The organism is Kribbella rubisoli (assembly GCF_004217145.1).
GTDB classification, from domain to species: Bacteria; Actinomycetota; Actinomycetes; order Propionibacteriales; family Kribbellaceae; genus Kribbella; species Kribbella rubisoli.
Genome location: NZ_SHKR01000012.1, coordinates 787,355 through 810,956, shown reverse-complemented (window position 1 = coordinate 810,956; position 23,602 = coordinate 787,355). Strand labels below are relative to the sequence as shown.

Annotated in this window: 28 protein-coding genes; 10 read left to right on the top strand and 18 right to left on the bottom strand. The window is 66.9% G+C overall.

Annotation, left to right across the window (positions count from 1 at the left end; translation table 11 throughout):
- The 5 genes from EV645_RS18120 to EV645_RS18100 are packed head-to-tail and all read left to right on the top strand — an operon-like array spanning position 1 to position 5,417.
- Positions 1-1,245, top strand: coding sequence for an ABC transporter substrate-binding protein (locus tag EV645_RS18120; protein WP_130445056.1), 1,245 nt, complete (start codon positions 1-3; stop codon positions 1,243-1,245).
- Entirely contained in the window at positions 1,242-2,195 is a 954-nt protein-coding gene (locus EV645_RS18115; protein ID WP_198681674.1) for a carbohydrate ABC transporter permease, read from the top strand. The genes EV645_RS18120 and EV645_RS18115 overlap by 4 nt, the downstream gene beginning before the upstream one ends.
- Positions 2,192-3,010 (top strand): carbohydrate ABC transporter permease, encoded by an 819-nt coding sequence (locus EV645_RS18110; protein ID WP_198681673.1) that lies wholly within the window; start codon positions 2,192-2,194, stop codon positions 3,008-3,010. Before EV645_RS18115 ends, EV645_RS18110 begins: the two co-directional genes overlap by 4 nt.
- On the top strand, positions 3,007-3,918 hold the full coding sequence (locus tag EV645_RS18105; RefSeq protein WP_198681672.1) for a glycoside hydrolase family protein: 912 nt from the start codon (positions 3,007-3,009) through the stop codon (positions 3,916-3,918). The genes EV645_RS18110 and EV645_RS18105 overlap by 4 nt, the downstream gene beginning before the upstream one ends.
- Entirely contained in the window at positions 3,909-5,417 is a 1,509-nt protein-coding gene (locus EV645_RS18100; RefSeq protein ID WP_198681671.1) for an alpha-N-arabinofuranosidase, read from the top strand. Before EV645_RS18105 ends, EV645_RS18100 begins: the two co-directional genes overlap by 10 nt.
- Here the strand turns inward: EV645_RS18100 and EV645_RS18095 are convergent.
- Both EV645_RS18095 and EV645_RS18090 read right to left on the bottom strand, forming a co-directional pair.
- Positions 5,401-6,231, bottom strand: coding sequence for a MerR family transcriptional regulator (locus EV645_RS18095; protein WP_130445054.1), 831 nt, complete (start codon positions 6,229-6,231; stop codon positions 5,401-5,403). The two genes, EV645_RS18100 and EV645_RS18095, sit on opposite strands and share 17 nt — an antisense overlap.
- Positions 6,232-6,264: 33 nt before the next feature.
- Complete coding sequence (locus tag EV645_RS18090) at positions 6,265-7,158, bottom strand: AraC family transcriptional regulator (protein WP_130445053.1); 894 nt, start codon at positions 7,156-7,158, stop codon at positions 6,265-6,267.
- A gap of 71 nt (positions 7,159-7,229) precedes the next feature.
- Here EV645_RS18090 and EV645_RS18085 point away from each other — a divergent pair, with 71 nt between their 5' ends.
- Positions 7,230-8,603, top strand: coding sequence for an FAD-dependent oxidoreductase (locus EV645_RS18085; protein WP_130445052.1), 1,374 nt, complete (start codon positions 7,230-7,232; stop codon positions 8,601-8,603).
- Positions 8,604-8,683: 80 nt separating this feature from the next.
- On the opposite strand, the gene EV645_RS18080 is transcribed toward EV645_RS18085, so the two are convergent.
- The 4 genes from EV645_RS18080 to EV645_RS18065 form a co-directional block, all read right to left on the bottom strand.
- Complete coding sequence (locus tag EV645_RS18080) at positions 8,684-8,950, bottom strand: hypothetical protein (RefSeq protein ID WP_130445051.1); 267 nt, start codon at positions 8,948-8,950, stop codon at positions 8,684-8,686.
- Positions 8,951-9,167: 217 nt separating this feature from the next.
- Positions 9,168-10,217, bottom strand: coding sequence for a zinc-dependent alcohol dehydrogenase family protein (locus EV645_RS18075; RefSeq protein ID WP_242000491.1), 1,050 nt, complete (start codon positions 10,215-10,217; stop codon positions 9,168-9,170).
- 80 nt (positions 10,218-10,297) lie between these two features.
- The gene (locus EV645_RS18070; protein ID WP_130445050.1) at positions 10,298-11,128 is read right to left on the bottom strand and encodes an ABC transporter permease; all 831 of its coding nucleotides are present in this window, start codon (positions 11,126-11,128) and stop codon (positions 10,298-10,300) included.
- Entirely contained in the window at positions 11,125-11,850 is a 726-nt protein-coding gene (locus tag EV645_RS18065; RefSeq protein WP_130445049.1) for an ABC transporter ATP-binding protein, read from the bottom strand. The genes EV645_RS18070 and EV645_RS18065 overlap by 4 nt, the downstream gene beginning before the upstream one ends.
- A gap of 154 nt (positions 11,851-12,004) precedes the next feature.
- On the opposite strand from EV645_RS18065, the gene EV645_RS18060 reads away from it, so the two are divergent.
- Positions 12,005-12,832 carry a GbsR/MarR family transcriptional regulator gene (locus EV645_RS18060; protein WP_130445048.1) on the top strand — a complete coding sequence of 276 codons (828 nt, stop codon included), beginning with the start codon at positions 12,005-12,007 and terminating at the stop codon, positions 12,830-12,832.
- On the opposite strand, the gene EV645_RS18055 is transcribed toward EV645_RS18060, so the two are convergent.
- The 3 genes from EV645_RS18055 to EV645_RS18040 form a co-directional block, all read right to left on the bottom strand.
- On the bottom strand, positions 12,798-13,904 hold the full coding sequence (locus tag EV645_RS18055; RefSeq protein ID WP_198681670.1) for an NAD(P)/FAD-dependent oxidoreductase: 1,107 nt from the start codon (positions 13,902-13,904) through the stop codon (positions 12,798-12,800). The genes EV645_RS18060 and EV645_RS18055 overlap by 35 nt on opposite strands.
- A 17-nt stretch (positions 13,905-13,921) precedes the next feature.
- Positions 13,922-14,653 carry a hypothetical protein gene (locus tag EV645_RS18050; RefSeq protein WP_130445047.1) on the bottom strand — a complete coding sequence of 244 codons (732 nt, stop codon included), beginning with the start codon at positions 14,651-14,653 and terminating at the stop codon, positions 13,922-13,924.
- Between the two features lie 313 nt (positions 14,654-14,966).
- The gene (locus tag EV645_RS18040; protein WP_130445046.1) at positions 14,967-15,788 is read right to left on the bottom strand and encodes a SigB/SigF/SigG family RNA polymerase sigma factor; all 822 of its coding nucleotides are present in this window, start codon (positions 15,786-15,788) and stop codon (positions 14,967-14,969) included.
- A 271-nt stretch (positions 15,789-16,059) separates the two neighbouring features.
- Between EV645_RS18040 and EV645_RS18035 the strand changes: the two genes are divergently transcribed.
- Positions 16,060-16,293 carry a DUF397 domain-containing protein gene (locus EV645_RS18035; RefSeq protein WP_130445045.1) on the top strand — a complete coding sequence of 78 codons (234 nt, stop codon included), beginning with the start codon at positions 16,060-16,062 and terminating at the stop codon, positions 16,291-16,293.
- Between the two features lie 239 nt (positions 16,294-16,532).
- Here EV645_RS18035 and EV645_RS18030 read toward each other — a convergent pair whose 3' ends face one another.
- Together EV645_RS18030 and EV645_RS18025 are read right to left on the bottom strand one after the other, a co-directional pair.
- Positions 16,533-16,751, bottom strand: coding sequence for a hypothetical protein (locus tag EV645_RS18030; RefSeq protein WP_233714578.1), 219 nt, complete (start codon positions 16,749-16,751; stop codon positions 16,533-16,535).
- On the bottom strand, positions 16,748-16,942 hold the full coding sequence (locus EV645_RS18025) for a hypothetical protein (RefSeq protein WP_130445044.1): 195 nt from the start codon (positions 16,940-16,942) through the stop codon (positions 16,748-16,750). Before EV645_RS18025 ends, EV645_RS18030 begins: the two co-directional genes overlap by 4 nt.
- Positions 16,943-17,404: 462 nt before the next feature.
- Between EV645_RS18025 and EV645_RS18020 the strand changes: the two genes are divergently transcribed.
- Positions 17,405-18,277: a helix-turn-helix domain-containing protein gene (locus EV645_RS18020; protein WP_130445043.1), complete on the top strand. Its 873-nt coding sequence runs from the start codon at positions 17,405-17,407 to the stop codon at positions 18,275-18,277.
- Positions 18,278-18,428: 151 nt separating this feature from the next.
- On the opposite strand, the gene EV645_RS18015 is transcribed toward EV645_RS18020, so the two are convergent.
- The 5 genes from EV645_RS18015 to EV645_RS42775 form a co-directional block, all read right to left on the bottom strand.
- The gene (locus tag EV645_RS18015) at positions 18,429-18,806 is read right to left on the bottom strand and encodes a hypothetical protein (protein ID WP_130445042.1); all 378 of its coding nucleotides are present in this window, start codon (positions 18,804-18,806) and stop codon (positions 18,429-18,431) included.
- Positions 18,807-18,935: 129 nt separating this feature from the next.
- The gene (locus EV645_RS18010) at positions 18,936-19,595 is read right to left on the bottom strand and encodes a DUF5753 domain-containing protein (protein ID WP_198681669.1); all 660 of its coding nucleotides are present in this window, start codon (positions 19,593-19,595) and stop codon (positions 18,936-18,938) included.
- Positions 19,511-19,834, bottom strand: coding sequence for a helix-turn-helix transcriptional regulator (locus EV645_RS43370; RefSeq protein ID WP_198681668.1), 324 nt, complete (start codon positions 19,832-19,834; stop codon positions 19,511-19,513). The genes EV645_RS18010 and EV645_RS43370 overlap by 85 nt, the downstream gene beginning before the upstream one ends.
- A 404-nt stretch (positions 19,835-20,238) precedes the next feature.
- Complete coding sequence (locus tag EV645_RS18005) at positions 20,239-20,865, bottom strand: DUF2461 domain-containing protein (protein WP_130445041.1); 627 nt, start codon at positions 20,863-20,865, stop codon at positions 20,239-20,241.
- Entirely contained in the window at positions 20,862-21,251 is a 390-nt protein-coding gene (locus EV645_RS42775) for a hypothetical protein (RefSeq protein ID WP_242000490.1), read from the bottom strand. The genes EV645_RS18005 and EV645_RS42775 overlap by 4 nt, the downstream gene beginning before the upstream one ends.
- Before the next feature lie 18 nt (positions 21,252-21,269).
- On the opposite strand from EV645_RS42775, the gene EV645_RS42770 reads away from it, so the two are divergent.
- Entirely contained in the window at positions 21,270-21,854 is a 585-nt protein-coding gene (locus EV645_RS42770) for a quinone oxidoreductase family protein (RefSeq protein ID WP_242000489.1), read from the top strand.
- Here the strand turns inward: EV645_RS42770 and EV645_RS17995 are convergent.
- Both EV645_RS17995 and EV645_RS17990 read right to left on the bottom strand, forming a co-directional pair.
- Positions 21,844-22,962 (bottom strand): epoxide hydrolase family protein, encoded by a 1,119-nt coding sequence (locus tag EV645_RS17995; protein ID WP_130445040.1) that lies wholly within the window; start codon positions 22,960-22,962, stop codon positions 21,844-21,846. The genes EV645_RS42770 and EV645_RS17995 overlap by 11 nt on opposite strands.
- Before the next feature lie 44 nt (positions 22,963-23,006).
- Positions 23,007-23,309 carry a hypothetical protein gene (locus EV645_RS17990; protein WP_130445039.1) on the bottom strand — a complete coding sequence of 101 codons (303 nt, stop codon included), beginning with the start codon at positions 23,307-23,309 and terminating at the stop codon, positions 23,007-23,009.
- Between the last annotated feature and the right edge of the window lie 293 nt (positions 23,310-23,602).

Below are 23,602 nucleotides of genomic sequence, written 5' to 3'. Positions count from 1 at the left end.
ATGAGACTGCGCCGTACCCTAGCCGCAGTTGCGGCAGTCGCGCTCGCCCTTCCGCTCGCCGCCTGCGGCGGATCCTCCGGGAGCAGCGGCAGCAGCGACGGGAAGCTGACGTTCTTCTCCTGGGACGGACAGGACACGATGAAACCGGTGATCGACAAGTTCCAGCAGGAGAATCCGGGTATCAAGATCGAGTTCTCCAACGCCCCGCCGGTCGCGGAGTACATCTCCACGCTGCAGTCCCGGATCCTGTCGGGTACGGCGGCCGACGTGTTCGCGATCGCGGCCGAGAACAAGACCAACCTGATCAACGGCAAGCATGTCGTGGATCTGAAGGACAAGCCGTTCCTGAAGAACGTGCCGAAGTTCAACCAGACCACGTACGGCGGTCAGGACGGCGCGGTGTACGGCCTGTCGGTCGCGTCGTGGGGCGCGGGAGTCCTTTACAACAAGGACTTGCTGGCCAAGGCGGGCGCCAACGCGATCCCCCAGACCTGGGACGAGTTCCTTGCCCTGTGCCACAAGCTGAAGAACGCCGGCGTCACGCCGTACCTCGAATCCGTCCAGGCGATGTCGACTCCGCTGGCCGCCTTCCTCGGCGCGGAGAGCGCGGCGGACGGCAACTCGATGGACAGCAAGATCTTCGACGGGTCGGCGAAGTTCAAGGACTACTGGGTCGAGCCGCTGACGCAGTGGTCGCGGTTGTGGACCGAGGGCCTGGTGACCCCCGCGGTCGTCGGCCTGACCGGTGACCAGGTCCGGACCGAGTTCGCCAACGGCAAGGTCGCGATGATGATCGCCGGCCCGTGGGACATCCCCGGCGTTCGCAAGGCCGCGCCGAAGCTGAAGATCGAGATGGCGCCGATCCCGGGGATCGCCGGTCGCCCGGCGTACCTGGCGGGTGCGGCGAGCCCGGGCTACGCGATCAATTCGAAGGCGAAGAACCCGGCCGCCGCGGAGAAGTTCCTCGCCTACCTGGACACGCCGGAGGCGATGGCCCTGTACCAGAAGGCCACCGGCGCGATCACGGTGACGACCGACTTCCAGCCCGCGCTCGACCCGGCGTTGCAGCCGATCGTGAAGGACGTCCGGGCCGGGAACATCTACCTGCCGCAGATCGCCTGGAAACGGGCGGAGGACATCCTGAACGTCGAGGCGACCGCGCAGCTGCAGCTGCTGGTCCAGGGCAAGGCTACCCCTGAGCAGGTCGCGACCGCCCTCGACACCAAGCTCGCGAGTACGTCGTGAGCACTCCCCTGCTCACTCGGACCGAGGCCCCCTCACCGGCTCCGGTCCGAGCTGAACGGTCGACCTGGGCGAGGGCGCGCGATGCGTCCGCGAACCAGCTGTTCCTCGTGCCGGTCGCACTCGTCTTCATCGTGCTGCTGGTGATCCCGCTGACACAGACGTTCTACTGGAGTTTCACCGACTTCACCGGCTACTCCGCGGACGTGAAGTTCGTCGGGCTGTCCAACTATCACAAGGTGCTCACGGACCCGTCGATGCTGGCGGGTCTCGGGTTCACGCTGGCGTACACGATCGGTACGGCGGTGCTCATCACGGCCTGCGCGATCCCGCTGGCCGTCGTACTGAACAAGAAGTTCTTCGGGCGGAACTTCGTCCGGTCGGTGTTCTTCTTCCCGGCGATCCCGAGTATCGCGATCCTGGGTCTGGTCTGGGGCTACATCCTGTCACCGCTCGGCTCCGGTGTACTGAACTCGGTGTTGCAGAGTCTGTTCCACGCCGGGCCGTACCCGTGGCTGTCGGACGACACGCTCGCGCGGCTGTCGGTGATCGTGGTTGCGGTCTGGGGCGGCGCGGGATGGCATGCGATGTTGTATCTCGCCTATTTGCAGTCGATCCCGGCGGATTACTACGAGGTGGCAACTATCGACGGTGCGTCGGCGCGGCAACAGTTCTTCCATCTGACGCTGCCGTTGCTCACCCCGGCGATTGTCATCAGCAACTTCTTGCTGATGACCGGCGGTCTCAAGGTGTTCGATCTCCCGTTCACGCTGACCAAGGGCGGGCCGGGGTACTCGACGTACACGATCACGCAGTCGATCATCACCAGCGGTGTCGCGCAGGGGCGGTACGGACTGGCCTCGGCGCTGGCGGTGCTGTTCACGTTCGCGGTCGCGCTGGTGGCGGTCGCGCAGTTGTGGGCCTCGCGCCGGATCGAACGGAGGGTGCTGTGAAGCAACGACGTTCCCCGATCACGAGTGTGGTGATGATCGCGCTCGCGTGTCTGGTCGGCGTACCGCTGTATTACATCGTCGTCAACACGTTCAAGACGCAGCAGGAGATGGCGAAGTCCCCGTTGGCCCTGCCAACGAGCCTGTTCCTGGACAACTACCAGCGGATCTTCGAGACCGTGCCGCTGGGGCGGAGCTTCCTGAACACGCTGGTCGTGACGATCGCCGCGCTCCTGGTCCAGCTGTTCGTCGGCTCGACCGCGGCGTACGCGATGGCGATGCGGGCCAGCCGGTTCAACCGGATCTTCGGCGCACTGCTGCTGCTCGGGTTCATCGTGCCGGGCCAGTCGACGTTGATCCCGCTGTACCGGCTGCTCGTCGGCGCCGAACTGGTCGACACGCTGCGCGGGCTGGTCATCATCTACTCCGGCGGCGCGATCTTCTGCTACTTCCTGATCCAGGCGTACATCAGCCGGCTGCCGTTCGAGATCATCGAGGCCGCCCGGATCGACGGCGCCGGGCCGTTCCAGATCTACTGGCGGATCGTGCTGCCGTTGATCCGGCCGATCCTGGTCACGGTCGGGATCTTCCAGACGATGGGGATCTGGAACGACTTCATCACCCCGAACGTCTTCCTCAGCTCACCGGAGAAGTCCACGCTGGTCCTGCAGGTCTATCGCTCGGTCGGCGAGTTCTCCACCGACTGGCCGGCCTTCATGACGATGAGCGTGCTCGTGCTGGTCCCGATGGTCGTGTTCTTCGTCCTCACCCAACGCCACATCGTCAGCGGCCTGCTCGCAGGAAGCGTGAAATCGTGACCCTTCTGTACACCGACCCGGTCCATCTGGCCCCGACCGATCCGTCGTTGATCGCAGGGCCGGACGGGTCCTGGTGGATGTTCTACACCCAGCGCCGTGCTCGCGAACCCGACGGCGGTCACCGCTGGGTCCACGGCACCGACATCGGCGTGGCGCGCTCGTCCGACGGCCTGACCTGGGAGTACGCCGGTGTTGCCGAGGGCATCGATCCGCATCCGGGCCGGAACACGCTCTGGGCACCCGAGGTGATCCGCGCGGGCGATCGCTTCCACATGTTCACCAGCTACATCCCCGGCGTACCGGACCAATGGGCAGGGCATCCGCGGACGATCCTGCATCACACCTCGACGGACCTGACCCACTGGCGGTACGACGGTGTGCTGCCGCTGTCGTCGGACCGGGTCATCGACGCGTGCGCCTATGAACTGCCCGAAGGCGGCTGGCGGCTCTGGTACAAGGACGAGGCGGCCGGCTCGACCACCTGGTCTGTCGACTCGCCTGATCTGACCCAGTGGTCGGCGCCGGTGCAGGCGATCGGCGGGGACCCGCACGAAGGGCCGAACGTGTTCCGGCTCGGTGAGTTCTACTGGATGATCACCGACGACTGGCGTGGACAGGCGGTGCACCGGTCGGTGGACCTGACGGACTGGGAGCCGGCCGGGCGGATTCTTGACGAGACCGCCCTCGGCTTCGGCCATCATGCTGATGTCGTCGTGGAACGGGACGAAGGATGGATCTTCTACTTCACGCATCGGCGGTTCGGATTCGCCGACGGCGTGCTGGATCCACACCGGCTGACCGACGTCCACGTCGCCGTACTGCGGGCTGAAGGCAACCGACTCGTATGCGACCGAAACGCTCCGGTCGCACCGAACTATCTAGCTCAAGGAGAAATCCGTTGTCCATAGCATCTACTGCCCGGGTCGTCATCGATCTCGACGTACCCGGTCCGACCATCAGCCGGCACCTGTACGGGCACTTCGCCGAGCATCTCGGGCGATGTATCTACGGCGGCTTCTACGTCGGCGAGGACTCCCCGATCCCGAACGAGGGCGGTATCCGGCTCGACGTGGTCGAAGCGCTGCGGGCGCTGGCCATCCCGAACCTGCGCTGGCCGGGCGGGTGTTTCGCGGACGAGTACCACTGGAAGGACGGGATCGGGCCGAAGGCGGACCGGCCGTCGATGGTCAACACGCATTGGGGCAACGTCGAGGAGAACAACCACTTCGGCACCCACGAGTTCATGGCGTTGTGCGAACTGCTCGGCGCAGCGCCGTACGTGAACGGGAATGTCGGCAGCGGGACCGTGCGGGAGATGAGCGAGTGGGTCGAGTACCTGACCCGCAACGGCGACAGCCCGATGGTCCGCGAGCGCAAGGCGAACGGCCGCGACGAGCCGTGGAAGGTCCCGTTCTGGGGTATCGGCAACGAGACCTGGGGCTGCGGCGGCAACATGCGGGCCGACGCATACGCCGATCTGGCCCGGCAGTACGCGACGTTCCTCCGCGATCACGGCGACAACAAGCTGTATCGGATCGCGGCCGGTGCGTCCGACGACGACCTGGCGTGGACCGAGGCGTTGCTCAAGGCGGTCAGCTGCCTCGGTTGCGAGCGGGGTCCGAAGAACCTGTTCCAGGCGATCTCGTTCCACTACTACACGGTCGCGGGGACGTGGGATCAGAAGGGCAGCGCAACCGGCTTCAGTCTCGACGAGTACTACGACACGATCCGCAAGGCGCAGGACATCGACCGGGTCATCCGCGGGCACTCCGCGCTGATGGACGCCTACGACCCGGAACGCAAGCTCGGTCTGGTGCTGGACGAGTGGGGCACGTGGTGGGACGTCGAGCCGGGCACCAACCCGGGCTTCCTGTACCAGCAGAACGCGATGCGGGACGCGCTGGTGGCGAGCCTGCACTTCGACGTGTTCCACAAGCATGCGGAGCGGCTGGTGATGGCGAACATCGCACAGACCGTGAATGTCCTGCAGGCGATGCTGCTGACCGACGACGAAGGCGGGCTGGTGCGGACGCCGACGTACCACGTGTTCGAGATGAACAAGGGGCATCACGACGCGACCGCCGTACCGGTGCATGTGGTCGAGCAGCCGACGTACGAGTCGATGGAGCTGGTATCGGCGTCCGCGTCGGTGAAGGACGGGCGGGCGCTGGTATCGGTCAGCAATCTCGACCCGACAGCATCGCTGGACGTCGTGCTGGATCTGCGCGGTGCCGACGTACGGGAGTCGGTCGGACGGTTGCTGACGGCATCGAAGCCGCAGGCCTACAACACGGTCAGCGATCCGGACGCGGTGGCTCCGGCTCCGCTCACGGTGGAACCGGAGCCGCGCGGGCTACGGGTGACGTTGCCGAGGCATTCTTTTGCGACGGTCAGCTTGGCTTTGTGACCGGGATCTGGAACTCGTGCACCCAGTTCGCCGGGTTGTCCGGGTCGAACTGGAGCGTGACCTCGCGCGCGTACCCCTGGCTGCGATAGCCGTTGTCCTCGATCCATTGCGCCAGCGTCTGCATGCTGCGCTCGGCCTCCATCATGTCGCCGTTGTGGACGATGGTGGCCGCCTGCGTGATCTCGGGCAGCTCGAGGACGTCGACGTCGGCCGCGGTCCTTCCGTCAGCGCCGGCGTCGACGGGTACGGCGGCGTGGACGCGGACCGTCTCGCCGTCGGCCTGCTCGTAGTACGCGACCGGTGAGCCGCACGGGTTGATACCGGCCATCCCGAGTCGTTCGAAGAGCTGGCCGAACAGCGGTTGCAGGACGGGACCGATGTCCTCACCGTCGTAGCTCGGTGAGATCGCGGACAGCTCCGCGACCCGTGTCGGGGCAATGCGTTTGAGGACGACGTCGTCGGTAGGCATGTGACCTTCCTTCTCGATGAGTCGGAGCCTCGCCTCGACGCTGGTCAACCGGGCGGTACTGCGGGCGAGCTCGTCCTCGAGCTGGGCCTGCCGCAACCGAAGCATGCCGCGCAGTTCCTCGGCCGACAGCTTCGCGTCGACGATCTCGCCGACCTGCTGCAGGGTGAAACCAAGGTCCTTGAGCGCGACGATCCGGTTCAGCCGGCCGAACTGCTCGGCCGAGTAGAACCGGTACCCGGTCACCTCGTCGACGACGGCCGGGCGCAACAGCCCGAGCGCGTCGTAGTGCCGCAGCATCCGCGCCGACACCTGACCGAACGCGGCGAAGTCTCCGATAGTGAACATGCCACGACCTTCCGGCTTGACACAGTGTCAAGGTCAAGCCCCGAGCGTACGGCGGTACCTCCCGGGCGTGCTGCCCGTTGCCGAGCGGAACGCCTTGCTGAACGCCGACTCCGAGCGGTACCCGACCCGGCCGGCGACGGTTGCCACCGTCTGGTCGGCGTCGGTCAGCAGATCGGCGGCCACCATCATCCGCAGCTGTGTCACGAAAGCGGCGACGCTGATCGGGGTCAGCCGGGCGAAGTGCCGGACGAAGGTTGCCCTGGACATCGACGCGGTCGCGGCCAGCCGCTCGAGGGTCCAGTCGGCGCCGGGATCGTCGAGGACCGCCTCGACGGCGGCTGCGATCCGCGGTTCGGCCAGTGCGGTCCAGGGGGCTGCGCCAGGCAGTCCGCCGCGACGGAGCATCATCGCGAGCAGCGCGGCACACAGCGAGTCCAGGATCGCCGCCGTACCCCGGCCTTCTTCGCGGGCCTCGGCGCGCAGCAACTCGGCGAGCGTCCGGACCGATTCATCGGTGCCGAACGACACGACCAGCGGATCGGGCAGGCTGCGCAGGAGCAGTACGCCGGAGCCGGATGCGACCGTGTAGTGGCCGCAGAAGATGTCCGTTGTCACCTCGCCGGACGGGCTGTTCACGGTGTCGAACGCCGTACCCGGTGTCTCGACGGACGCCCGCGGCCGGCCCGCGCCCGACGTACGGATGATGTGCGCCGGACTGTCGGACAGCAGGACCGCGTCGCCTGCTGTCAACTGGATCTCGCGGTCGGGCAACTCCAGCGTGCACTCACCGTCGAGGATGAAGTGGAACGCGGCCTCGTCGTCGGCGTACGCGGGAACCTTCATCTCGGTGTCGGCCGCGAACAGGCAGCGCTTGTCGACGGTGGCCCCGATGCGGGCCGGCCCGATGAGATGGCTGATCAGATCCATGAGACGCCTCAGCAGGAAATTGAGCTCTTATCGACTGTTCCGTCTCAAGAATAGGTCGCAGACTCAAGGACATGACTTCCAACCTGACGGCAGATGTCGTCGTGATCGGTTTCGGCAAGGGCGGGAAGGTGACGGCCGCCGCACTCGGCCGGGCCGGTCGTCGGGTGATCCTGATCGAACGCTCCGACCAGATGTACGGCGGGACCTGCCCGAACGTCGGCTGCGTGCCGACCAAGCAACTGGTCCACCACTCCAGCAAGCGGCGGCCGGACGACTCGCCCGAAGAGTGGTTCGAGCGGTCGATCGCCGAGGTCAAGGCGCTGACGTCGACGTTCCGGGCCGGGAACTACAACGCGCTGAACGAGGCCGAGAACATCACCGTGCTCACCGGTACGGCGTCCTTCGTCGACGAGCACACCGTCGCGGTCGGCGACGTACGGATCGTCGCCGAGACCATCCTGATCAACACCGGATCGGAGTCGGTGATCCCGAATATCCCGGGTCTGCGCGAGAGCCCGCGGACCGTCACCAACGTCGACCTGATCCACACCGCGCACCTGCCCGGTCGGCTCGCCGTCATCGGCGGCGGGTACCAGGGCATCGAGTTCGCCTCGATCTACCGCCGGTTCGGGACGCAGGTCACGGTGCTCGAGTCGTCGGACCGGATCCTCGGCCGCGAGGACGACGACGTCGCGGCTGTGGCGGCGGACATCCTGACCGGCGAGGGTGTGGAGATCGTCGCCGGTGCCGAAGTACTGGAGATCCGCGACGAGGACACCGTCGTCTACCGCAAGGGCGGTCGCGAGCACACGCTCACGGTCGACGCGATCCTGGCCGCGACCGGACGGGCGCCTGCCATCGCTGAGTTGAAGCTCGAGAACGCCGGTGTCCGTACGACGGCGGGCGGGGCGGTCGAGGTCGACTCGTACTTGCGGACCAGCCAGCCGCACATCTTCGCGCTGGGTGATGTGAACGGCGGACCGCAGTTCACCTACATCTCGCTCGATGACAGCCGGATCGTGGTGGATCAGTTGCTCGGGAGCGGGAAGCGATCGACGGCCGATCGGGTCGCCGTACCGCAGACGCTGTTCATGTCGCCGCCGCTGGCGACCGTCGGGCTGACCGAGAAGGCCGCGCGTTCGGCGGGGTACCGGGTTCGGATCGGGATGGAGAACGTCGCGGACATCGTCGCCATGCCGCGCGCGTACATCGTCGAGGAGACCCGCGGCGCGATGAAGTTCGTGATCGACGCTGAGACCGACCAGATCCTCGGGGCGGCGCTGCTCAGCGTGGACGCGCAGGAGCTGATCAACGTGGTCACGCTCGCGATGCGGCACCGCATCACGGCCGCCGAACTGCGCGACTCGATCTACACGCACCCGTCCTCGACCGAGGCCTTCAACGAGGTCCTCGGCGCCGTGATCCGCGCCGACGGCGTCCGCTGAGCCCGATGGCGGGTTGTTTCGTCGATGGCGGCTTGTAGCGCGTCAGCGACGGAACAACCCGCCATCGGTGCCTCAGACCGTCAGGAGGAGGGGACGCGGGTGCGGCGGTCGCGGATCGCGGCGACCGCCACGGCCGCAACGATGAGGGCCGCGCCGCCGGCGCCGAAGCCGGTGACCAGGTTGCCGCGGCTGCTCAGCCGGGCGTCGCACTGCATCGGCGTGATGCCCTTGTCGGGCTGGAAGACCGAGCCGCAGCCGTCACCGCCGACATGCACCGGCCGAACAGCGAACACCGCCCCGACGACCAGCAGGAGAAGACCCACCGCGCCGAGGACCTTGCTCAGCACCGGCCGTCCTCTCGGGGCGCGGCAGCAAGGATCGACCACTGTTGCCTGGCCGGATCCCATCTATGCATGCTCACGCTCCCTGGCAGCTCGGTAAGATTTGATCAAATCTAACGCAGCTAGCAGTCAGGTCTGAAGTTCAGCCGGCCCGCCCGGCGGAATCTTCACCGATTTCTAACGCTCACCTATCTAGTTGAAACGTGCCGCGGGGCGATGCGGTTCAACCGTCGAGGACAGCAACCAGAGAGCCGCTCGCGCGACCGTGGGCGACGTCTGCGAGAGCTTCGTCGACCTTGTCGAACGGGACGACCGTCGTGTGCGCTCTGACCGGCAGGCGGGCCACGAGGCGGAACAGTTCCTCGCCGTCGCGTCGGGTGTTGGAGGTGACGCTGCGGAGGTCGCGCTCGTGGAAGAGGTGCCGCTCGTAGTTCAGCACCGGTACGTCCGACAGATAGATGCCGGCGACCGCCACAGTCCCACCCGGCTTCAGCGCTTCAAGCGCCTGCGGAACCACGTCACCGGCCGGCGCGAACACAATCGCCGAATCCAGCGCCACCGGAGGCCGGTCGCCGACATAGGCCGCACCCAACTCGCGGGCAAGCGCGCGGTTCTTCTCACCACGGGTCACCACGAACAGCTCGGCCCCCTGCGCGCTCGCAAGCTGCGCCGTCAGATGCGCGCTGGACCCAAACCCGTAGATCCCCAGACGCCCGCCGGGTGGCAAATTCGCGCGAACCAGGGCGCGGTAGCCGATGATCCCAGCACACAGCAACGGCGCGAGCTCCTCCGCAGGCCGGTCGGTCGGCAGCGCATACGCGTAGTCCTCAGGCACCACGACGTACTCCGCGAACCCACCATCGGCATCCCACCCGGTATACGTCGAACGCGCGCAGAGATTCTCGCTACCTGCCCGACAGAACTCACACACCCCACAAGTCCCCCGCAACCAAGCAACCCCCACCCGATCCCCAACGGCAAACCGCTCACCCGTCGCGAAGCCCTCGCCAGCCGCGACTTGGTCGGCCGTGCCTCGGCGGTCCGTCGTGCCTCGGGCGACCACCGTGCCAACGGCCTGGTGGCCGGGTACGACGCCGGGACGTTTCGGCTGGAGGTCGCCTTCGGTGAGGTGCAGGTCGGTGCGGCAGATCCCGCAGGCCTCGACCTTCACCAGAACCTCACCAGGCCCGGGTTCCGGCACCGTACGCCGCACCTTCCGCAGCGGACCACCGTCGATCGGACCGGGCCGCTCGACAACCCACGCCTGCATCATGCCTCCATCATCCGACCAGACATCATCCGACCTGCCATCAGACGCGACCACCAGGCGCCCGGCCATCAGGCGACCGGCCATCAGGTGACGCGGCGGAGGGCTTGTTCTCGGCGGTCGGTGAGTTTTGAGCCGGATTCGTGGCGGGCTGTGCGGCGCAGTACGGCGGGGGCGAGGAGGAGGCCGGCGACAGCCCAGATGCCGAGGACGGCGGCGGTTTCGAGGTGACGCCAGGAGTTGGCGAGCTCGACGGTCACTGCGTCGGATGGGAGGAGTGCGGAGCGCATGCCGAGACCCATCCAGTAGATCGGGGTGAGCTGGCCGATGAACTGGAGCCAGCCAGGCAGCGCGGTGATCGGGTAGAAGATGCCGGAGATCGCGATCAGGGCGAGCATCGGCAGCTGGATCAGGCCCTGGGAACGCGCGGTGGTTAGCAACGAGCCGAGGACCGCGCCGATCGGCAGCGTCGCGACCAGGCCCAGTAGCAGGACCCACACCAACGTGAACCAGTGCGCCGACCCGAGTGCGATCCCGTCGACGATGATCAGGCCGGGGATCAGCAGGATCGCCAGATCGACCAGCAGCCCGCCCGCGACCGAGACGAGCTTGCCGATGAGGTAGCAGACCATACCGTTTGGTATGGCCTTCGCACGGAGCAGCGTCCCGTCGGCGCGATCGGCCGTGAGGAGTTGACTCATGCTGACCATGCCCATCGCGGCGTTCATGCCGAGGATGCTCGGCAGTGCGAGTGCACCGAGCAGGAGGCCGGTCGAGCCGAAGTCGCGATGCCTGAGGAAGAACAGCGCGATCAGCATCAGGACCGGCCAGAGGAAGTGGCTGGTCAGCTCGGCCGGGTTCGTGAACGACTGCCGCAGCTCGATCAGCCCGCGCTGCCAACCGGGTCGGAATCTCATCGGTGCTCCTGTCGAACCAGGGCCAGATAGGCGTCTTCCAGCGAGCCGACGTCGGCCGCCGCGATCAGCTGGGAGGCAGTACCGGACGCGATGATGCGGCCCGCGGCGAGGACGAGGATGCGGTGCGCGAGCTTGCGCGCCTCGTCGAGATCGTGAGTGGTCAGCAGGATCGTCGTACCCTGATCGACCGCGAGCCCCCGGACCAGCTCGTGGAACTCGTACCGCGCCTCCGGATCGAACCCGGCCGTCGGCTCGTCGAGGAACAGTATGTCGGGGCGACCAACGATCCCGATCGCGACATCGAGCCGCCGGCGCTGGCCTCCTGACAGCGTCCTGATCTTCTGCTTTGCCTGCGCGGCGAGCCCGACCGCGTCGAGCAGTTCGTCCGCCGGCCACGGTGTCGCGTACGGCGCGTAGTACGAACCGAGATGGTGCAGGAGCTCGCGCACGCGCCAGTTGCCGTGGTCGCGCCAGGACTGCAGCACGATGCCGACCCGCGACCGCCACCGTTCATCACCCGCGGCCGGATCGACGCCGAGCACCTCGACCCGGCCCGCCGAACGGAGCCGGAAGCCTTCGAGGATCTCGATCGTCGTGCTCTTGCCCGCGCCGTTGGGGCCGAGCAACGCGATCACCTCGCCGGCACCCGCGTCGAACGAGACGTCATGTAGGACCTCGGTGTCGCCGTACCGCATCCGGAGGCCATCCACTGTTAGAACCATGGCACGGAAGCTACGTTGCGTTCACCAAATCGGCAATCGTCATCGACGGACCTCAGCTCGTAAAACCCTGTAGTACATGGCATTCTGTGCAATGAGGCTGCAAGAGAATGCAATACGTTGCAATGACCTGACGGTAAACGCGCGGAGGTACGGGATGCCCGGAGGCAGGCTGAGTCATCAGGACCGGCTCGACATCGCGGCCGGACTCGCCGACGGATTCGGGTACGCCGAGATCGCGCGGCAACTGCAGCGGCCGACGTCGACGATCAGCCGCGAGGTCGCGCGCAACGGCGGCGCGGGTGGCTATCGGGCGGATCATGCGCACTACGCAACGGCCTCGCGGGCACGACGACGCCGGCCGGACGCGGATCGTCGTACGGCGGGCTCGAGCCGGCTCGGCGATCCGCGGGCGGCGTACGTCGAGCGGTTCGCGGAGATGATGGTGGACGGCGGACTCCCGCGGATGGCGTCGCGGGTGCTCGCACTGCTCTATACATCGGACTCGCGCACGCTCGCGGCAGCCGATCTCGTCCGGGAGTTGCGGGTGAGCCCGGCGTCGATCTCGAAGGCGATCGGATACCTCGAACGGGTGGGCATGGTTCATCGCGAGCCTGACCCGGAGCGTCGGCTCCAGCACTACGTGATCGCCGAGGACGTCTGGCTGATGGCGTGGGAGATCAGCGCGCGGACCAACTTCAACTGGGCCGAGACCGCGGCCGAGGGCGTCGCCCTGGTCGGGCGCGACACCCCGGCAGGCGAGCGGCTGACGCAGATGGCCGAGTTCTTCCAGCGACTCAGCGAGGACATGTCCGGCGGCGCGGGCTTCCAGGACTGTCTCGCGGTTCTCGCTGTCCTCTGGAAGGCAGACCGGCTGCTAACCCCCGACGAGCTCGCGACCAAGTTGGACTGGCCTGTCGAGCGTGTGACTGATGCGGTCGACTATGCCGTCAAGGCAGCAGCTTCCGAAGCAGGCGGCGAGTGAGGTAGCCGTCGGCGAGGCCCAGCTCGACGAGGTCGTCGAAGATGCCCTGGTTGGCGTTTGCCGCACGGATGCCCGCGTCGAGGATCCGGTTGGAGCGGCTGAGCTGCGCGACGAGCGCGGTGTGGCGCAGGTGCTTCGACAGCAGGCGGGACGTGCGGCGACGGTACGGCGTACCCGCGTCCGAGTCGCCTGTCCGCAGCGCGTCCGCGATCGAGCGGCCCGCGAGCAACCCGGTCGCGACGGCGTAATAGATGCCTTCACCGGTCATCGGGTTGATCAGACCGGCCGCGTCGCCGGCGAGCAGCACCGGTCCGCTCTGCGGTCGCCAGGACCAGCCGGCGAGCGGCAGGTGATGGCCCCACCACGACTCGCCGCCGTCGGTCGCTCCCGGCAGGAGCGTCTCGAGGTTCTTGAGCAGGTCGGCTCGCGTGGGGCGGGTGCCGGCGAGGAGTTCGCCGTACCCGACGTTCGACCAGCCGTCGCCGCGATCGAAGGACCACGCGTACGACGGCTGCCGGCCGGGACCGTACGCGATCACCTGACTCGCCGCCCGCGCGGCCGGCGTCGGCGCATAGCCGCGGATCGCGAGCGCGACCGGACCGGGCTTCGTCCCGAGCTCCTGCCGTACGACGGAATGGGCGCCGTCCGCGCCGACCACGAACCGGCCGTGCAGGTCGTCGTCGACCGTGACGGACTGCCGCTGGATCGCGAGGCCGCGGACCCGTCGCCGGATCAAATGAGCCCCGGCCGCTTGCGCCGCCTCGACGAGCCGCTGGTCGAACACCATCCGCGGCACCACCCAGGTCGGGCGCGACATCTCGCGATCCACGCCGGCGCTCCCGCGGTTCAGCACAAACCGCCGTACCGGGGTCCAGTCGTCGAGGATCCCCTTGACGCCGACGTCCGCGAGTAGATCGAGTACGTGCGGCGCGATCCCGTCACCGCATGCCTTGTCCCGCGGAAAGTCGTGCCGATCGACCAGCAGCACCGACAGAGTCGGATCCGCCCCCAACGCCCCCAGCGCGGCCGCGGCTCCCGCCGGGCCGGCGCCCACAATCACCAGATCCCACACAGGATCAGTCTCGCAGCTTACGTCCCGGGGCGACGGCCGGGCTTGTTGCTGCGGCGAGGAGCACGGCGTATGCGGGGAGTGTGGGGCGTGATCTGGCCGGACGGGGTCACCGGGCGGGCCTCCTCCGGATCGACGACCTTGAGGGGTGGCGGGACGAAGACCGGAATGGTCTCTTCCTCATCCTGCGGGGCCACCGGCGGAGGAGGTGGCGGAGCGGGCTGGGCGCGCGCGGCCGACTCCTTGCTCACTCGCGGCCGCGGTGCCAGTAACACCGTCGGAGCCGGGACGGGTCGGCGGCGATGCGGCAACTCGGTGCGCAGTTCGATGCCGAGCGCATCGATCAGTTTGCTGCAGGCAACGATCGAGAGCGCGACGGCGAGCACCGAGCAGGCGGCGAAGAGGACGGACTGGCCACCGGACGACCAGTTCGACGGGTCGGTGCGGGACATCGCGGCGATCATCGCCACCACGATCGAGTTGGTGATGCCGAGGGCGATTGCCAAGCCGACAGTACAAAGAAGCACTCGCCGCTCGAGCCCGACGTCGTCGGCCGCGGCCACGAGTCCCGCGATCAGACCGGCGAGCACCGGCACCGTATAGACGAGTGCCAGCGTGAGGCCGGGGCTTGCGACGAGATAGAAGACGTCGAACACCACGGCGGTGCCGGTCAGCGCGGCCGCGAAGCACACCACCAACGGCGGGTACGCGCGCAGTACCGAGACCGCGTCCGCGGGCACGGTCTTGAACATGCGCAAGGCCAACAGCAACTACGTATCCCCTCGTCCTCTCCCATTGTGCCGCCACCCGCCACCGACGGAGAGGTTCAGCGACCCGCGAGTCTAGAGTTGACCTACTGCTGGATCCGGAGTTTGCCGAGGTGGGAGCTTCTGGCCGTCGAAGCGACCGAGGTCGCCAGGTCCGGCTGGGCGATGACCTCGTGCAGGTGACGTACGTGTCCCGTCGTACAGGTGGTGCGCCGGTCCGCCGCAGTTCTCTGTGGCGACGGACCGACGGCACCTGGCGTCTCTACTACGATCAGGGCACGGTTGCTGCGGGCAACTCTTAGGCCGCGGCCTGGACCGGGGCGAGTTTGTCCCGCAGGTCGTCGAGGATCCGGCGCAGGACCCGCGATACCTGCATCTGGCTGACGCCGATGTCGTTGCCGATCTCCGACTGCGTCCAGCCTTCGATGAAGCGCAGTTGAAGGATCCGGCGGTCACGCTCGCCCAGATCGGCGAGCACAGGCTCCAGCATCTCGACCGTTTCCAGCTGATCGATGCTCGCGTCATCGTCGTCGGCGACCACGTCGGCCAGCGTCAGTTCGGCGTCGGCCTCGGCGGGACGGTCCAGCGACAACACGTTGAAACAGCCCTTCGCCGCGAGCGCCTGCTCGACCTCGATCACCTCGACCTCGAGGTGCTCGGCGATCTCCGCCGGCGTCGGCTCGCGGTTCAGCTGCTGCTCGAGCTCCGGCAGCTTGGTTGCGATCGTTCCCTGCATCTCCTGCAGCCGGCGCGGGATCCGGACCGTCCAGGCGCAGTCGCGGAAGTACCGCTTGACCTCGCCGCGGATGGTCGGGATGGCGAACCCGATGAACGGGGTCTCCGCCTCGAGCCGGTAGTGGTGGGCTGCTTTCACCAGCCCCAGGTACGCGACCTGCTCCAGGTCGTCGGCCTCGGCGCCCCGCCCGCGGAAACGGCGCGCGATGCCCTGTGCCATTTCCAGGTTGAGCTCGACGACCTGTTCGAGAAGTTCCTGCCGTTCGCCTTCGGCGGTACTGGCAGCCCGGCGTTCCATCAGCTCCCGGGTGGCTGCTTCACGTGCGGCCCGATCGGCCGGAGTGGCGCAGCGGGTGGAAACCCGCTCCATGATGCTCGTAACCATTGGTATGACCTCGCGACTGTCTCGTCACGGCGTGGCACTTCGCTGAACCACGGTCATGCCTGCAAGAGAGACCGTACCCCGCCTGGTTGCTTCTCATGCGCGGACTTAGAAACCGTCACTGATCGCGACCGGACACGCCGTCCAACGGGTGTTTGACCGCGACACGGTCACTCGAAGTAAGGGAGCGGACACGTGACCCAAAAGTGTGTACGATGCAGATGCAAGGCCAAATGCACGTGCATATGCCAAGGACGTATGGAAGGTGCAGCTGATGACTGCGATCTACAACGGCATGCCCGGCGACTCGAACAGCGAGCTGATCTGGAAGAAGAGCCAGCGAAGCGGCCCTAACGGCAACTGTGTCGAGGTTGCGAAGCTCTCGGACGGCGGTGTGGCGGTGCGCAACTCGCGCTTCACCGACGGCCCGGCCCTGGTGTTCACCAAGGCCGAGATCGAGGCGTTCCTCGGCGGCGTTCAGGACGGCGAGTTCGACTACCTCGCCTGAGCATCACAGAGCAGTACTGGGCAACACGAAAAGCAAGGGCCCCTTCGCCAGGCGAGTGACGAAGGGGCCCTTTCGTATGCCCTCAGATCGGTCTGAAGGCCGGTACGGCGACTGTGGTCACCAGGTCGGTCGGCGGCTGCGCAGATCCGGCTCTGCGCGGCCGGGACAAGACATGGAAACGCCAGGGCCGACTCTCCGGCGAGAGTCAGCCCTGGCGTGTCTGAGGGGCGAGTACGGAACTACTGGACGGTGAGCGGCCAGAGCTGTTCGCTCGGCAGCTCGGATGCCTTCCCGGTGGCCGCATTGTCAACGGTGATTCGCAATCCGGTGAACTTCGGCGTCATCACCCGCTGGTACCGCGATGCGCGGTCCGGCTCGGCGACGTACTCGGCGATCAGGTGGTCGCCCAGCCAGATCCGCACCATTTTCCGTCCTCCTACTGCTCTGTCGGTGGTCATGGAGCCAGGCTCACGATGGGGTCGCCGTCGAGTTGGCGAACACCGCGCAACCAGCCCTCGAAGGCCCAGCGCTGTTGCTCGGGGCAACGCGCAACCAGATCCTGGATCTCCCGCTCCGTCAGCTCCTCGGGCGCGCGGCCGTCGACCATGCCGGCGGTCTGCTCCACAACTTCACTGTCGTTGTCGTTCATCGACTCGGGTTCCCCAACCAGTCAAGCCAACGGGGGGCCATTGGCGCTCTGTAAGGACCGGCCTGCCGGATCACGCGATGTCACGTTTCGCGAGATTCAGCTCACCTTCTGTGCATGAAGCAATCATGGCGTCGGCACGCGACGAATGCAAGCGCCCGATGCACGTGCATCCGCACGTTTTCCAATTCGAGACCACAACGAACCCCATTCGGTGCTCCTCACGCCTGAAACAGGCTGGATCGACCGTCGCCGAACGGTGTTCGACGGCGTGCTTCTGAGCTAATATGTACTGACAAATCGGGCGGGATGCGGATCGGCTACTCTTACGCTCCGTGATCGCTGCTGCGGATTCGCCGCTCTTTTGTAAGAACTTCGGCAGATCAGAGCCGTGCCGTGCGATGATGTGCACTTGCGGGTGAGGTTGCTGTTGATGGAGACCGCTGGGGCCGCTGGGAGGTTGGGGTGACGGAGTCGGGCGCGCAAAGCGGACCGACCGCGCTGCGCGTCATTCTCGGAGCGCACCTTCGCCGCATGCGGGCGGCCGCCGGTATCAGCCGGTCCGACGCCGGCTGGGAGATCCGCTCGTCGGAGTCCAAGATCAGCCGGATGGAGCTGGGCCGCGTCGGCCTGAAGGAACGCGACGTCGGCGACCTACTCAGTCTTTACGGGCTCGACGACGAGGAAGAGCGCGAGCGGCTCCTTCGTCTCGCGCGCGAGGCGAACAACCCCGGCTGGTGGCACCGGTACGGCGACGTGCTGCCGAGCTGGTTCCACTCTTATCTGGACCTCGAGGCAGCGGCGCAGCTGATCCGTGTCTACGAGTTGCAGTTCATTCCGGGCTTGCTGCAGACACCCGACTACATTCGTGCCGTCGTCCAGCTGGGTCGCGGCATGATCCCCGGCGAAGAGGTCGAGCGTCGCGTGACGCTGCGGACCAACCGCCAGGGCGTCCTGACCCGGCCGGAGCCAGTTCGCCTCTGGGCCGTCGTGGACGAGGCAGTACTTCGGCGGCCGATCGGTGGCGTCAAGAGCATGATCGAGCAGCTCAACCACTTGATCGACGCCTCCCAGCTGCCGAACGTCACCCTCCAGGTGATGCCCTTCAGCGTCGGCGGCCACGCAGCCACCGGCGGCGCCTACAGCATCCTGCGTTTCCCGGAGCAGGACCTGCCCGACATGGTGTACATCGAGCACCTCACCAGCGCCCTGTACCTGGACAAGCTGGAAGACCTCGACCAGTACACAGCCACCATGGAAGCCCGCTGCGTCGCGGCCCCACCCCCGAACAAAACCCGCGACATCCTCACCGACATCCGCAAAGACTTCGAACGCTGAGACCCGCCAGTCCCAGGTCTTCTGGGCCTGATCGACAGTCGCCTGCGGACGTCCGGTCGGCATGTTGGGCATGGCCGGTTCTTCCAATCTGCGAGGTATGGAAAGCGGGACGGGCACGGGTGACAGGAGTCCGGCATGCCCGCCCCGCTGTTCATGGGGTGCGTCCGGTGAAGACGAGTGGGTGGCGGGTGATTTCTTCGAGGAACTGTTGCCACTCGTACGGACGGCCGAGCGGAATCAGGTGTCCGCGATGGGGCACTGCGATCGCAGTACGGCCGGGTTGGGACGACACGGCATCGATGAGCGCCTGCATCGCCGTACCCGAGCTGTCCTCTTCGACGAACAGCGCGCCGAGGACGAAGCCGCGTTCGATCGCGGCCCGGGCTGCGGCTTCCTGAACCGCGACGAGGTCCAGCAGCTTAGGAGCGAGGTGTTCGTGGGCGTAGCAATGGAGCACGCGGTGCGCCCCCGACCTCGGCCCTGTCGAGCTGCCGGCCGAGACCGCCAGGCTCGTCGCTGAGGTCGTCATGCAACGACCGTACGGAGATCAGCACAGGCCGCACCATCCGAATCTCTGCGGGCTGGAGGGGCGAGCCGAACGTCGAATCCGTGTGGCGCAGTACCGTCGGAGAGCTGAAATGCGAGGTTGTGGATAACCTCACTGGGCGATCAGCGTGGCGATGAACGTGCTGGTGTCACGCGGGCTGAGCGCTGTCGCCCGCAGGTGATCGAAGACCAGGCTGTGCCGGTCGATCTCCGCTTCGGCCTCCAAGAAGATGTCACCGGCCACGCTCTCCACGTAGACGATGTCGGGTGCCACGGAACCGAACCTCAGCTGGACGAAGGCGCCGAGCATGCCGGGATGTGTCCCGCGATCGAACGGAATCACTTGCAGCGTGACGTTCGGGCGCTCGCTCACTTCCAGCAGTCGGCCGAGTTGGGCGCGCATGACGGACCGCCCGCCGACCTCTCTGCGCAAGGCGGCTTCGTCGAGGACCGCCCAGAGCTCTAGCGGATCGCGTCCGTCCTCGCGCCGACCAAGAACGCGCTGGCGCTCCATCCTTGTCTGCACACTCAGCTCGAACTTCTCCGAGTCCCTTGGCAGGCCGTCGACGAGAGCCGCGCGGGCATACTCCTCGGTCTGCAGCAGACCTGGCACGAACAGCGATTCGTAGTTGTGCGCGACCTTGGCCTCCGACTCGAAGCTGATGTATGCCGCATAGCTCTGCGGCATCAGGTCCTTGAGTTGGCGGAGCCACCAGGGCTGCTTCCCGCCACGAGCCAGCTCGAGCAGTTCGACGCGGCGGGCTTCGGGCACGTCGTACAGGTCGAAGAGGGTTTCGAGGGTACCGGTGTGGGGTTTGGCCTGGCCTTTTCGATGCGCCAGAGGGTGCCTTGGTTGACGCCGCTCCGCTCCTGGACCTGCTCGCGGGTCAGCTGTGCCTCGGCGCGAAGGCGCTTCAACTCAGCCGCAAGCCGACGAAGCCGAACAGTCGGCGGACCAGCAGCCCTCGGCACTTTCCACAACCTCTCGTTTTCGAGCCCGAGAAGGTACATGTTCGGCGGAATCAGCCGATCCGACGGCCATAGATCCGAGATCCACGGAGTTACGTGTACCCAGATTCGTATGGTACAAGAGCCATCACGCTCCGTACGCTCGTCTCCGGGTCGACACCTTCCCGACCGGCGGGGTCGGGGCGGACCTCATCAAGCCGCCAAAGCTCGCGCTACCCGCGAGCTGCCGATCCCGCCATCTCCGGCGATCGCGAGCCTGTTCGATCGTGGCGGCGGGCGGGACTACCCGCGGTCGGTCGCGAGCGGTAGCGAGTGAAGGGCGGGCGGTAGCCCGCAGGGATGCACGGCGGGAGCCGGGGGTGGGTGGGAGCGCGCGGAGCAGGTGCGCTGAGGAGCGGAGCGACGAAGGAAGCGGCTGCGTAGCGTGCGTGGGGCTGTCCCGCGGATCAGCTGTTGTCGGTTAGCCAGGTTAGGAGGGGTTTGGTGGACTGCCAGTCGGTGCGGATCTGGGTGGCTAGGTCGGGGGTGTGGATGATGGGCTCGAAGCCGTAGGACTTGGAGACCGTGAGGGATTTGTGGCGGAGCAGGTCTATGCGGGGGTGGTCTGCGTCGTAGCCCCGGGGGCTGGTTTTCAGTTTGTCGCCGCCTACGGTCCAGCCGGCTCGGGTCAGTTTGGCGAGGAGTTTTTCCAGTTGTTTGCCTCGGCGGTCGTCGTCGATGGCGGTGCGGACTCTCGCGAGGCGCTCGGAGGTTGCGTCGTAGAAGCCGGCGGCTACTCGTACGCCGGGGGCGGACACCTGGACGTACCAGCCCGTCGCGGGAGCCAGGTCGATGAACGCGCCCTGGTGGGTCTTGTACGGCGTCTTGTCCTTCGCGAAGCGGACGTCGCGGTACGGGCGGAACAGCTTCGCCGTACCGAACTCCTCCTCGAGCTCCGCGAGCAGCGCGGTCATCGGTGCGCGGACCGACTCCTCGTACACCTGCTTGTGCGCCGTCCAGAACGACTTGGTGTTGTCCATTTCGAGATCGTCGTAGAAATCCAGCGCCGCCGCCGGAAAACCGGTAAAACTCATGCGGCAACGATAGTTCGCCCGGCAGAACGGACAGACACCCCCATGCGCGCGATCCAGGTCACCCAGTTCGGCGGTCCCGAGGTCCTCGTCCCGACCGAGCTCGACCCACCGGTCGCGGGACCGGACCAGCTCCTCGTCGAGGTGACCGCGGCCGGGGTGAACTTCGCAGACACGCATCGCACGGATGTTCGTACCGCGGCGGCGTCAAGCTCCCCTTCGTCCCCGGTGTCGAGATCGTCGGCCGCACCGACGCGGGCCGCCGCATCCTCTCCCCCATCTTCGAGACGGGCGGCGGGTACGCCGAGTACGCCGTCGCGCCGGCCGGCCGCGCGGTCGACGTACCGGATGAGGTCAGTGACGGGCAGGCGCTCGCCCTGCTCATCCAAGGACTGACCGCGTGGCACGTGCTGAAGAACAGCGCGCGGCTGAGCCCCGGCGAGACCGTCCTGGTGAACGCAGCCGCGGGCGGGGTCGGGTCGCTGGCCGTTCAGCTTGCGAAGTACTTCGGGGCCGGGCAGGTCATCGCGACAGCGTCGACCAAGGCCAAGCGGGAGCTGGCGATCGAGCTCGGCGCGGATGTTGCTATAGACAACAACCCTGTCGGATACGCCGAAAGAGTGCTCAAGGCAACCGATGGCGTCGACGTCGTGCTGGATTCGACCGGTGGGGCAACAATGTTGGCCGGACTCGAATGCCTCAACGGGTTCGGCCGGTTGGTGAACTACGGCAACGCCGGCCGCGAAGGACGACCGTCCGTCGACCCCAGCGCGCTTGCCCAGCGCAACCTTTCCGTCGCCGGCTTCTGGCTGGTCCCGGCGATGGATCTCCCCGGCGGGTACGTCGAACCGCTGACCGAGCTCCTCGCACTCACCGCTGCCAAGAAGCTCAGCCCGCTCGTCGGTGCGGAGTACCCGCTCGAAGAGGCCCGTCGATCGCATGAGGATCTCCTGGCCCGTCGGACCACCGGCAAGCTGATTCTCAAGCCCTGAAGAACGCCCGGATGTCGGCGGCCAGCACGGCGGGCTGTTCGAGAGCGGCGAAGTGGCCGCCGTGCGGATGGCTGGTCCAGCGGACGACGTTGTCGGTGCGGGCGACCTTGTGCCGCAGCGGGATGAAGTTCTCGTGCGCGAGGTCGAGCAGCGCCGTCGGCGTACGGGATGGCTCGGCGGGCTGGCCCCAGTACGACGCATGCGCGCGCTCGTAATAGATCGCACCGGCCGATCCCGCGGTCCGCGTGAGCCAGTACAGCATGACGTTGGTGAGCAGCGCGTCGCGGTCGATCGGCGACGCCGGATCCGACCAGGTCGCGAACTTCTCCGCGATCCACGCCAGCTGCCCGACGGGCGAATCGGTCAACGCATAAGCCAACGTCTGCGGTCGCGTCGACTGCAGATCGGCGTACCCCTGCTGCTCCGAAGCGAACGACTGCTGCCGACGCCACGACGCCCACGTGCGTTCCCGCTCGGCAGGATCGAGCGGCGCAAGCTCCTCGGAGGTCGGCTCGGACGTAGCGCCCGCACCAGGGATGAGATTGAGGTGTACGCCGATCACGCGCTCGGGATCGATCCGCCCGACCTCGCGGGAGATCGCCGCACCCCAATCACCACCCTGTACGCCGTACCGCTCGTAACCAAGCCGGGTCACCAGCGAAGTCCACGCGCGGGCGACGCGCTTGAACTCCCAGCCGGACTCCTGCACCGGGCCGGACAGCGTGAACCCCGGGATGGTCGGGATCACCAGGTGGAAGTCGGTCAGTAGCTTCGCGACCTCGGTGAACTCGACGACCGACCCCGGCCACCCGTGGGTGAGAACGAGCGGGACCGCCGACGGATCCGACGACGGAACATGCGCGAAATGGACCTGAGCCCCGTCGATCACAGTCGTGTACTGCGGCCACTCGTTCAACCGCGCTTCAGCAGCGCGCCAGTCGTACCCGTCGCGCCAATAGGTAACCAGGTCTTGGAGGTAGGCCAACGGGACGCCGCGGGACCACTCCGCGCCGGGCAGCTCAGCGGGCCAGCGCACCACATCGAGGCGCCGGCGGAGGTCGTCCAGTTCGCTCTCCGGCACATCCAGCCGGAACGGTTCGATCGTCACCCCGGCACCCTGCCACAGCGGCGCCACAACGGGAGCAGCCTGCTTCAGGCGGCGACCTTCGCGTGAGTCCGATCGCGGACCACCTTGACCGCGACGGCGGCGATCAGGCACAGCACACCGACGCTGATCACGATCGTGACCAGCGTGCTCGCACCGTTCAGCGCGTTGTCGCAGGCCATCGGCGTGATCCCGCCGGCCGGCTGGAAGGCCGAACCGCAGCGGGTGCCACTGGCCGAGACCGAGCGGAACCCGAGCAGGCCGCCGACGAGCAGCAGCACCACCCCGGCCGCGCCGAGAATCTTGTTCAGCGTGATCACGGTCAGACCGGATCCGCTGGTTGTGGGCATGCCGGTGGCACGCCCCGTGAGCCCCGTAGCACTTCGTTCACTCCTGACTTCGACGGACCACCCAAGAATCGAACTTACGGTCAGGCCCGCGATGATCCCCACCCGAGCAGGCCGTCAGGACCGATTCTTCACAGAGTCCTTACTCAGAACATGACCGGCTGTGACGGTGATCTCAGATCAAATGAAAGTCACTGTCACTCGGAGCTTTCTTCCGGCACACCGCCGCACGCAGCTCTTGACAGGCCGGGCCGAGATGCTTACTTTCGGACTAAATTTAGTCCTGAAGGAAGTGA

What these genes read in the sequence shown, in the direction of transcription:
- EV645_RS18090 (WP_130445053.1), bottom strand. Translation starts at nt 7,158, where the DNA reads ATGGATCTGATCAGCCATCTCATCGGGCCGGCCCGCATCGGGGCCACC.
- EV645_RS18095 (WP_130445054.1), bottom strand. Translation starts at nt 6,231, where the DNA reads ATGTTCACTATCGGAGACTTCGCCGCGTTCGGTCAGGTGTCGGCGCGG.
- EV645_RS18015 (WP_130445042.1), bottom strand. Translation starts at nt 18,806, where the DNA reads ATGACGACCTCAGCGACGAGCCTGGCGGTCTCGGCCGGCAGCTCGACA.
- EV645_RS18035 (WP_130445045.1), top strand. Translation starts at nt 16,060, where the DNA reads ATGACTGCGATCTACAACGGCATGCCCGGCGACTCGAACAGCGAGCTG.
- EV645_RS18120 (WP_130445056.1), top strand. Translation starts at nt 1, where the DNA reads ATGAGACTGCGCCGTACCCTAGCCGCAGTTGCGGCAGTCGCGCTCGCC.
- EV645_RS18085 (WP_130445052.1), top strand. Translation starts at nt 7,230, where the DNA reads ATGACTTCCAACCTGACGGCAGATGTCGTCGTGATCGGTTTCGGCAAG.
- EV645_RS43370 (WP_198681668.1), bottom strand. Translation starts at nt 19,834, where the DNA reads ATGTACCTTCTCGGGCTCGAAAACGAGAGGTTGTGGAAAGTGCCGAGG.
- EV645_RS18060 (WP_130445048.1), top strand. Translation starts at nt 12,005, where the DNA reads ATGCCCGGAGGCAGGCTGAGTCATCAGGACCGGCTCGACATCGCGGCC.
- EV645_RS18065 (WP_130445049.1), bottom strand. Translation starts at nt 11,850, where the DNA reads ATGGTTCTAACAGTGGATGGCCTCCGGATGCGGTACGGCGACACCGAG.
- EV645_RS18005 (WP_130445041.1), bottom strand. Translation starts at nt 20,865, where the DNA reads ATGAGTTTTACCGGTTTTCCGGCGGCGGCGCTGGATTTCTACGACGAT.
- EV645_RS18040 (WP_130445046.1), bottom strand. Translation starts at nt 15,788, where the DNA reads ATGGTTACGAGCATCATGGAGCGGGTTTCCACCCGCTGCGCCACTCCG.
- EV645_RS18050 (WP_130445047.1), bottom strand. Translation starts at nt 14,653, where the DNA reads ATGTTCAAGACCGTGCCCGCGGACGCGGTCTCGGTACTGCGCGCGTAC.
- EV645_RS18025 (WP_130445044.1), bottom strand. Translation starts at nt 16,942, where the DNA reads ATGAACGACAACGACAGTGAAGTTGTGGAGCAGACCGCCGGCATGGTC.
- EV645_RS18075 (WP_242000491.1), bottom strand. Translation starts at nt 10,217, where the DNA reads ATGATGCAGGCGTGGGTTGTCGAGCGGCCCGGTCCGATCGACGGTGGT.
- EV645_RS17990 (WP_130445039.1), bottom strand. Translation starts at nt 23,309, where the DNA reads ATGCCCACAACCAGCGGATCCGGTCTGACCGTGATCACGCTGAACAAG.
- EV645_RS18030 (WP_233714578.1), bottom strand. Translation starts at nt 16,751, where the DNA reads ATGACCACCGACAGAGCAGTAGGAGGACGGAAAATGGTGCGGATCTGG.
- EV645_RS18070 (WP_130445050.1), bottom strand. Translation starts at nt 11,128, where the DNA reads ATGAGATTCCGACCCGGTTGGCAGCGCGGGCTGATCGAGCTGCGGCAG.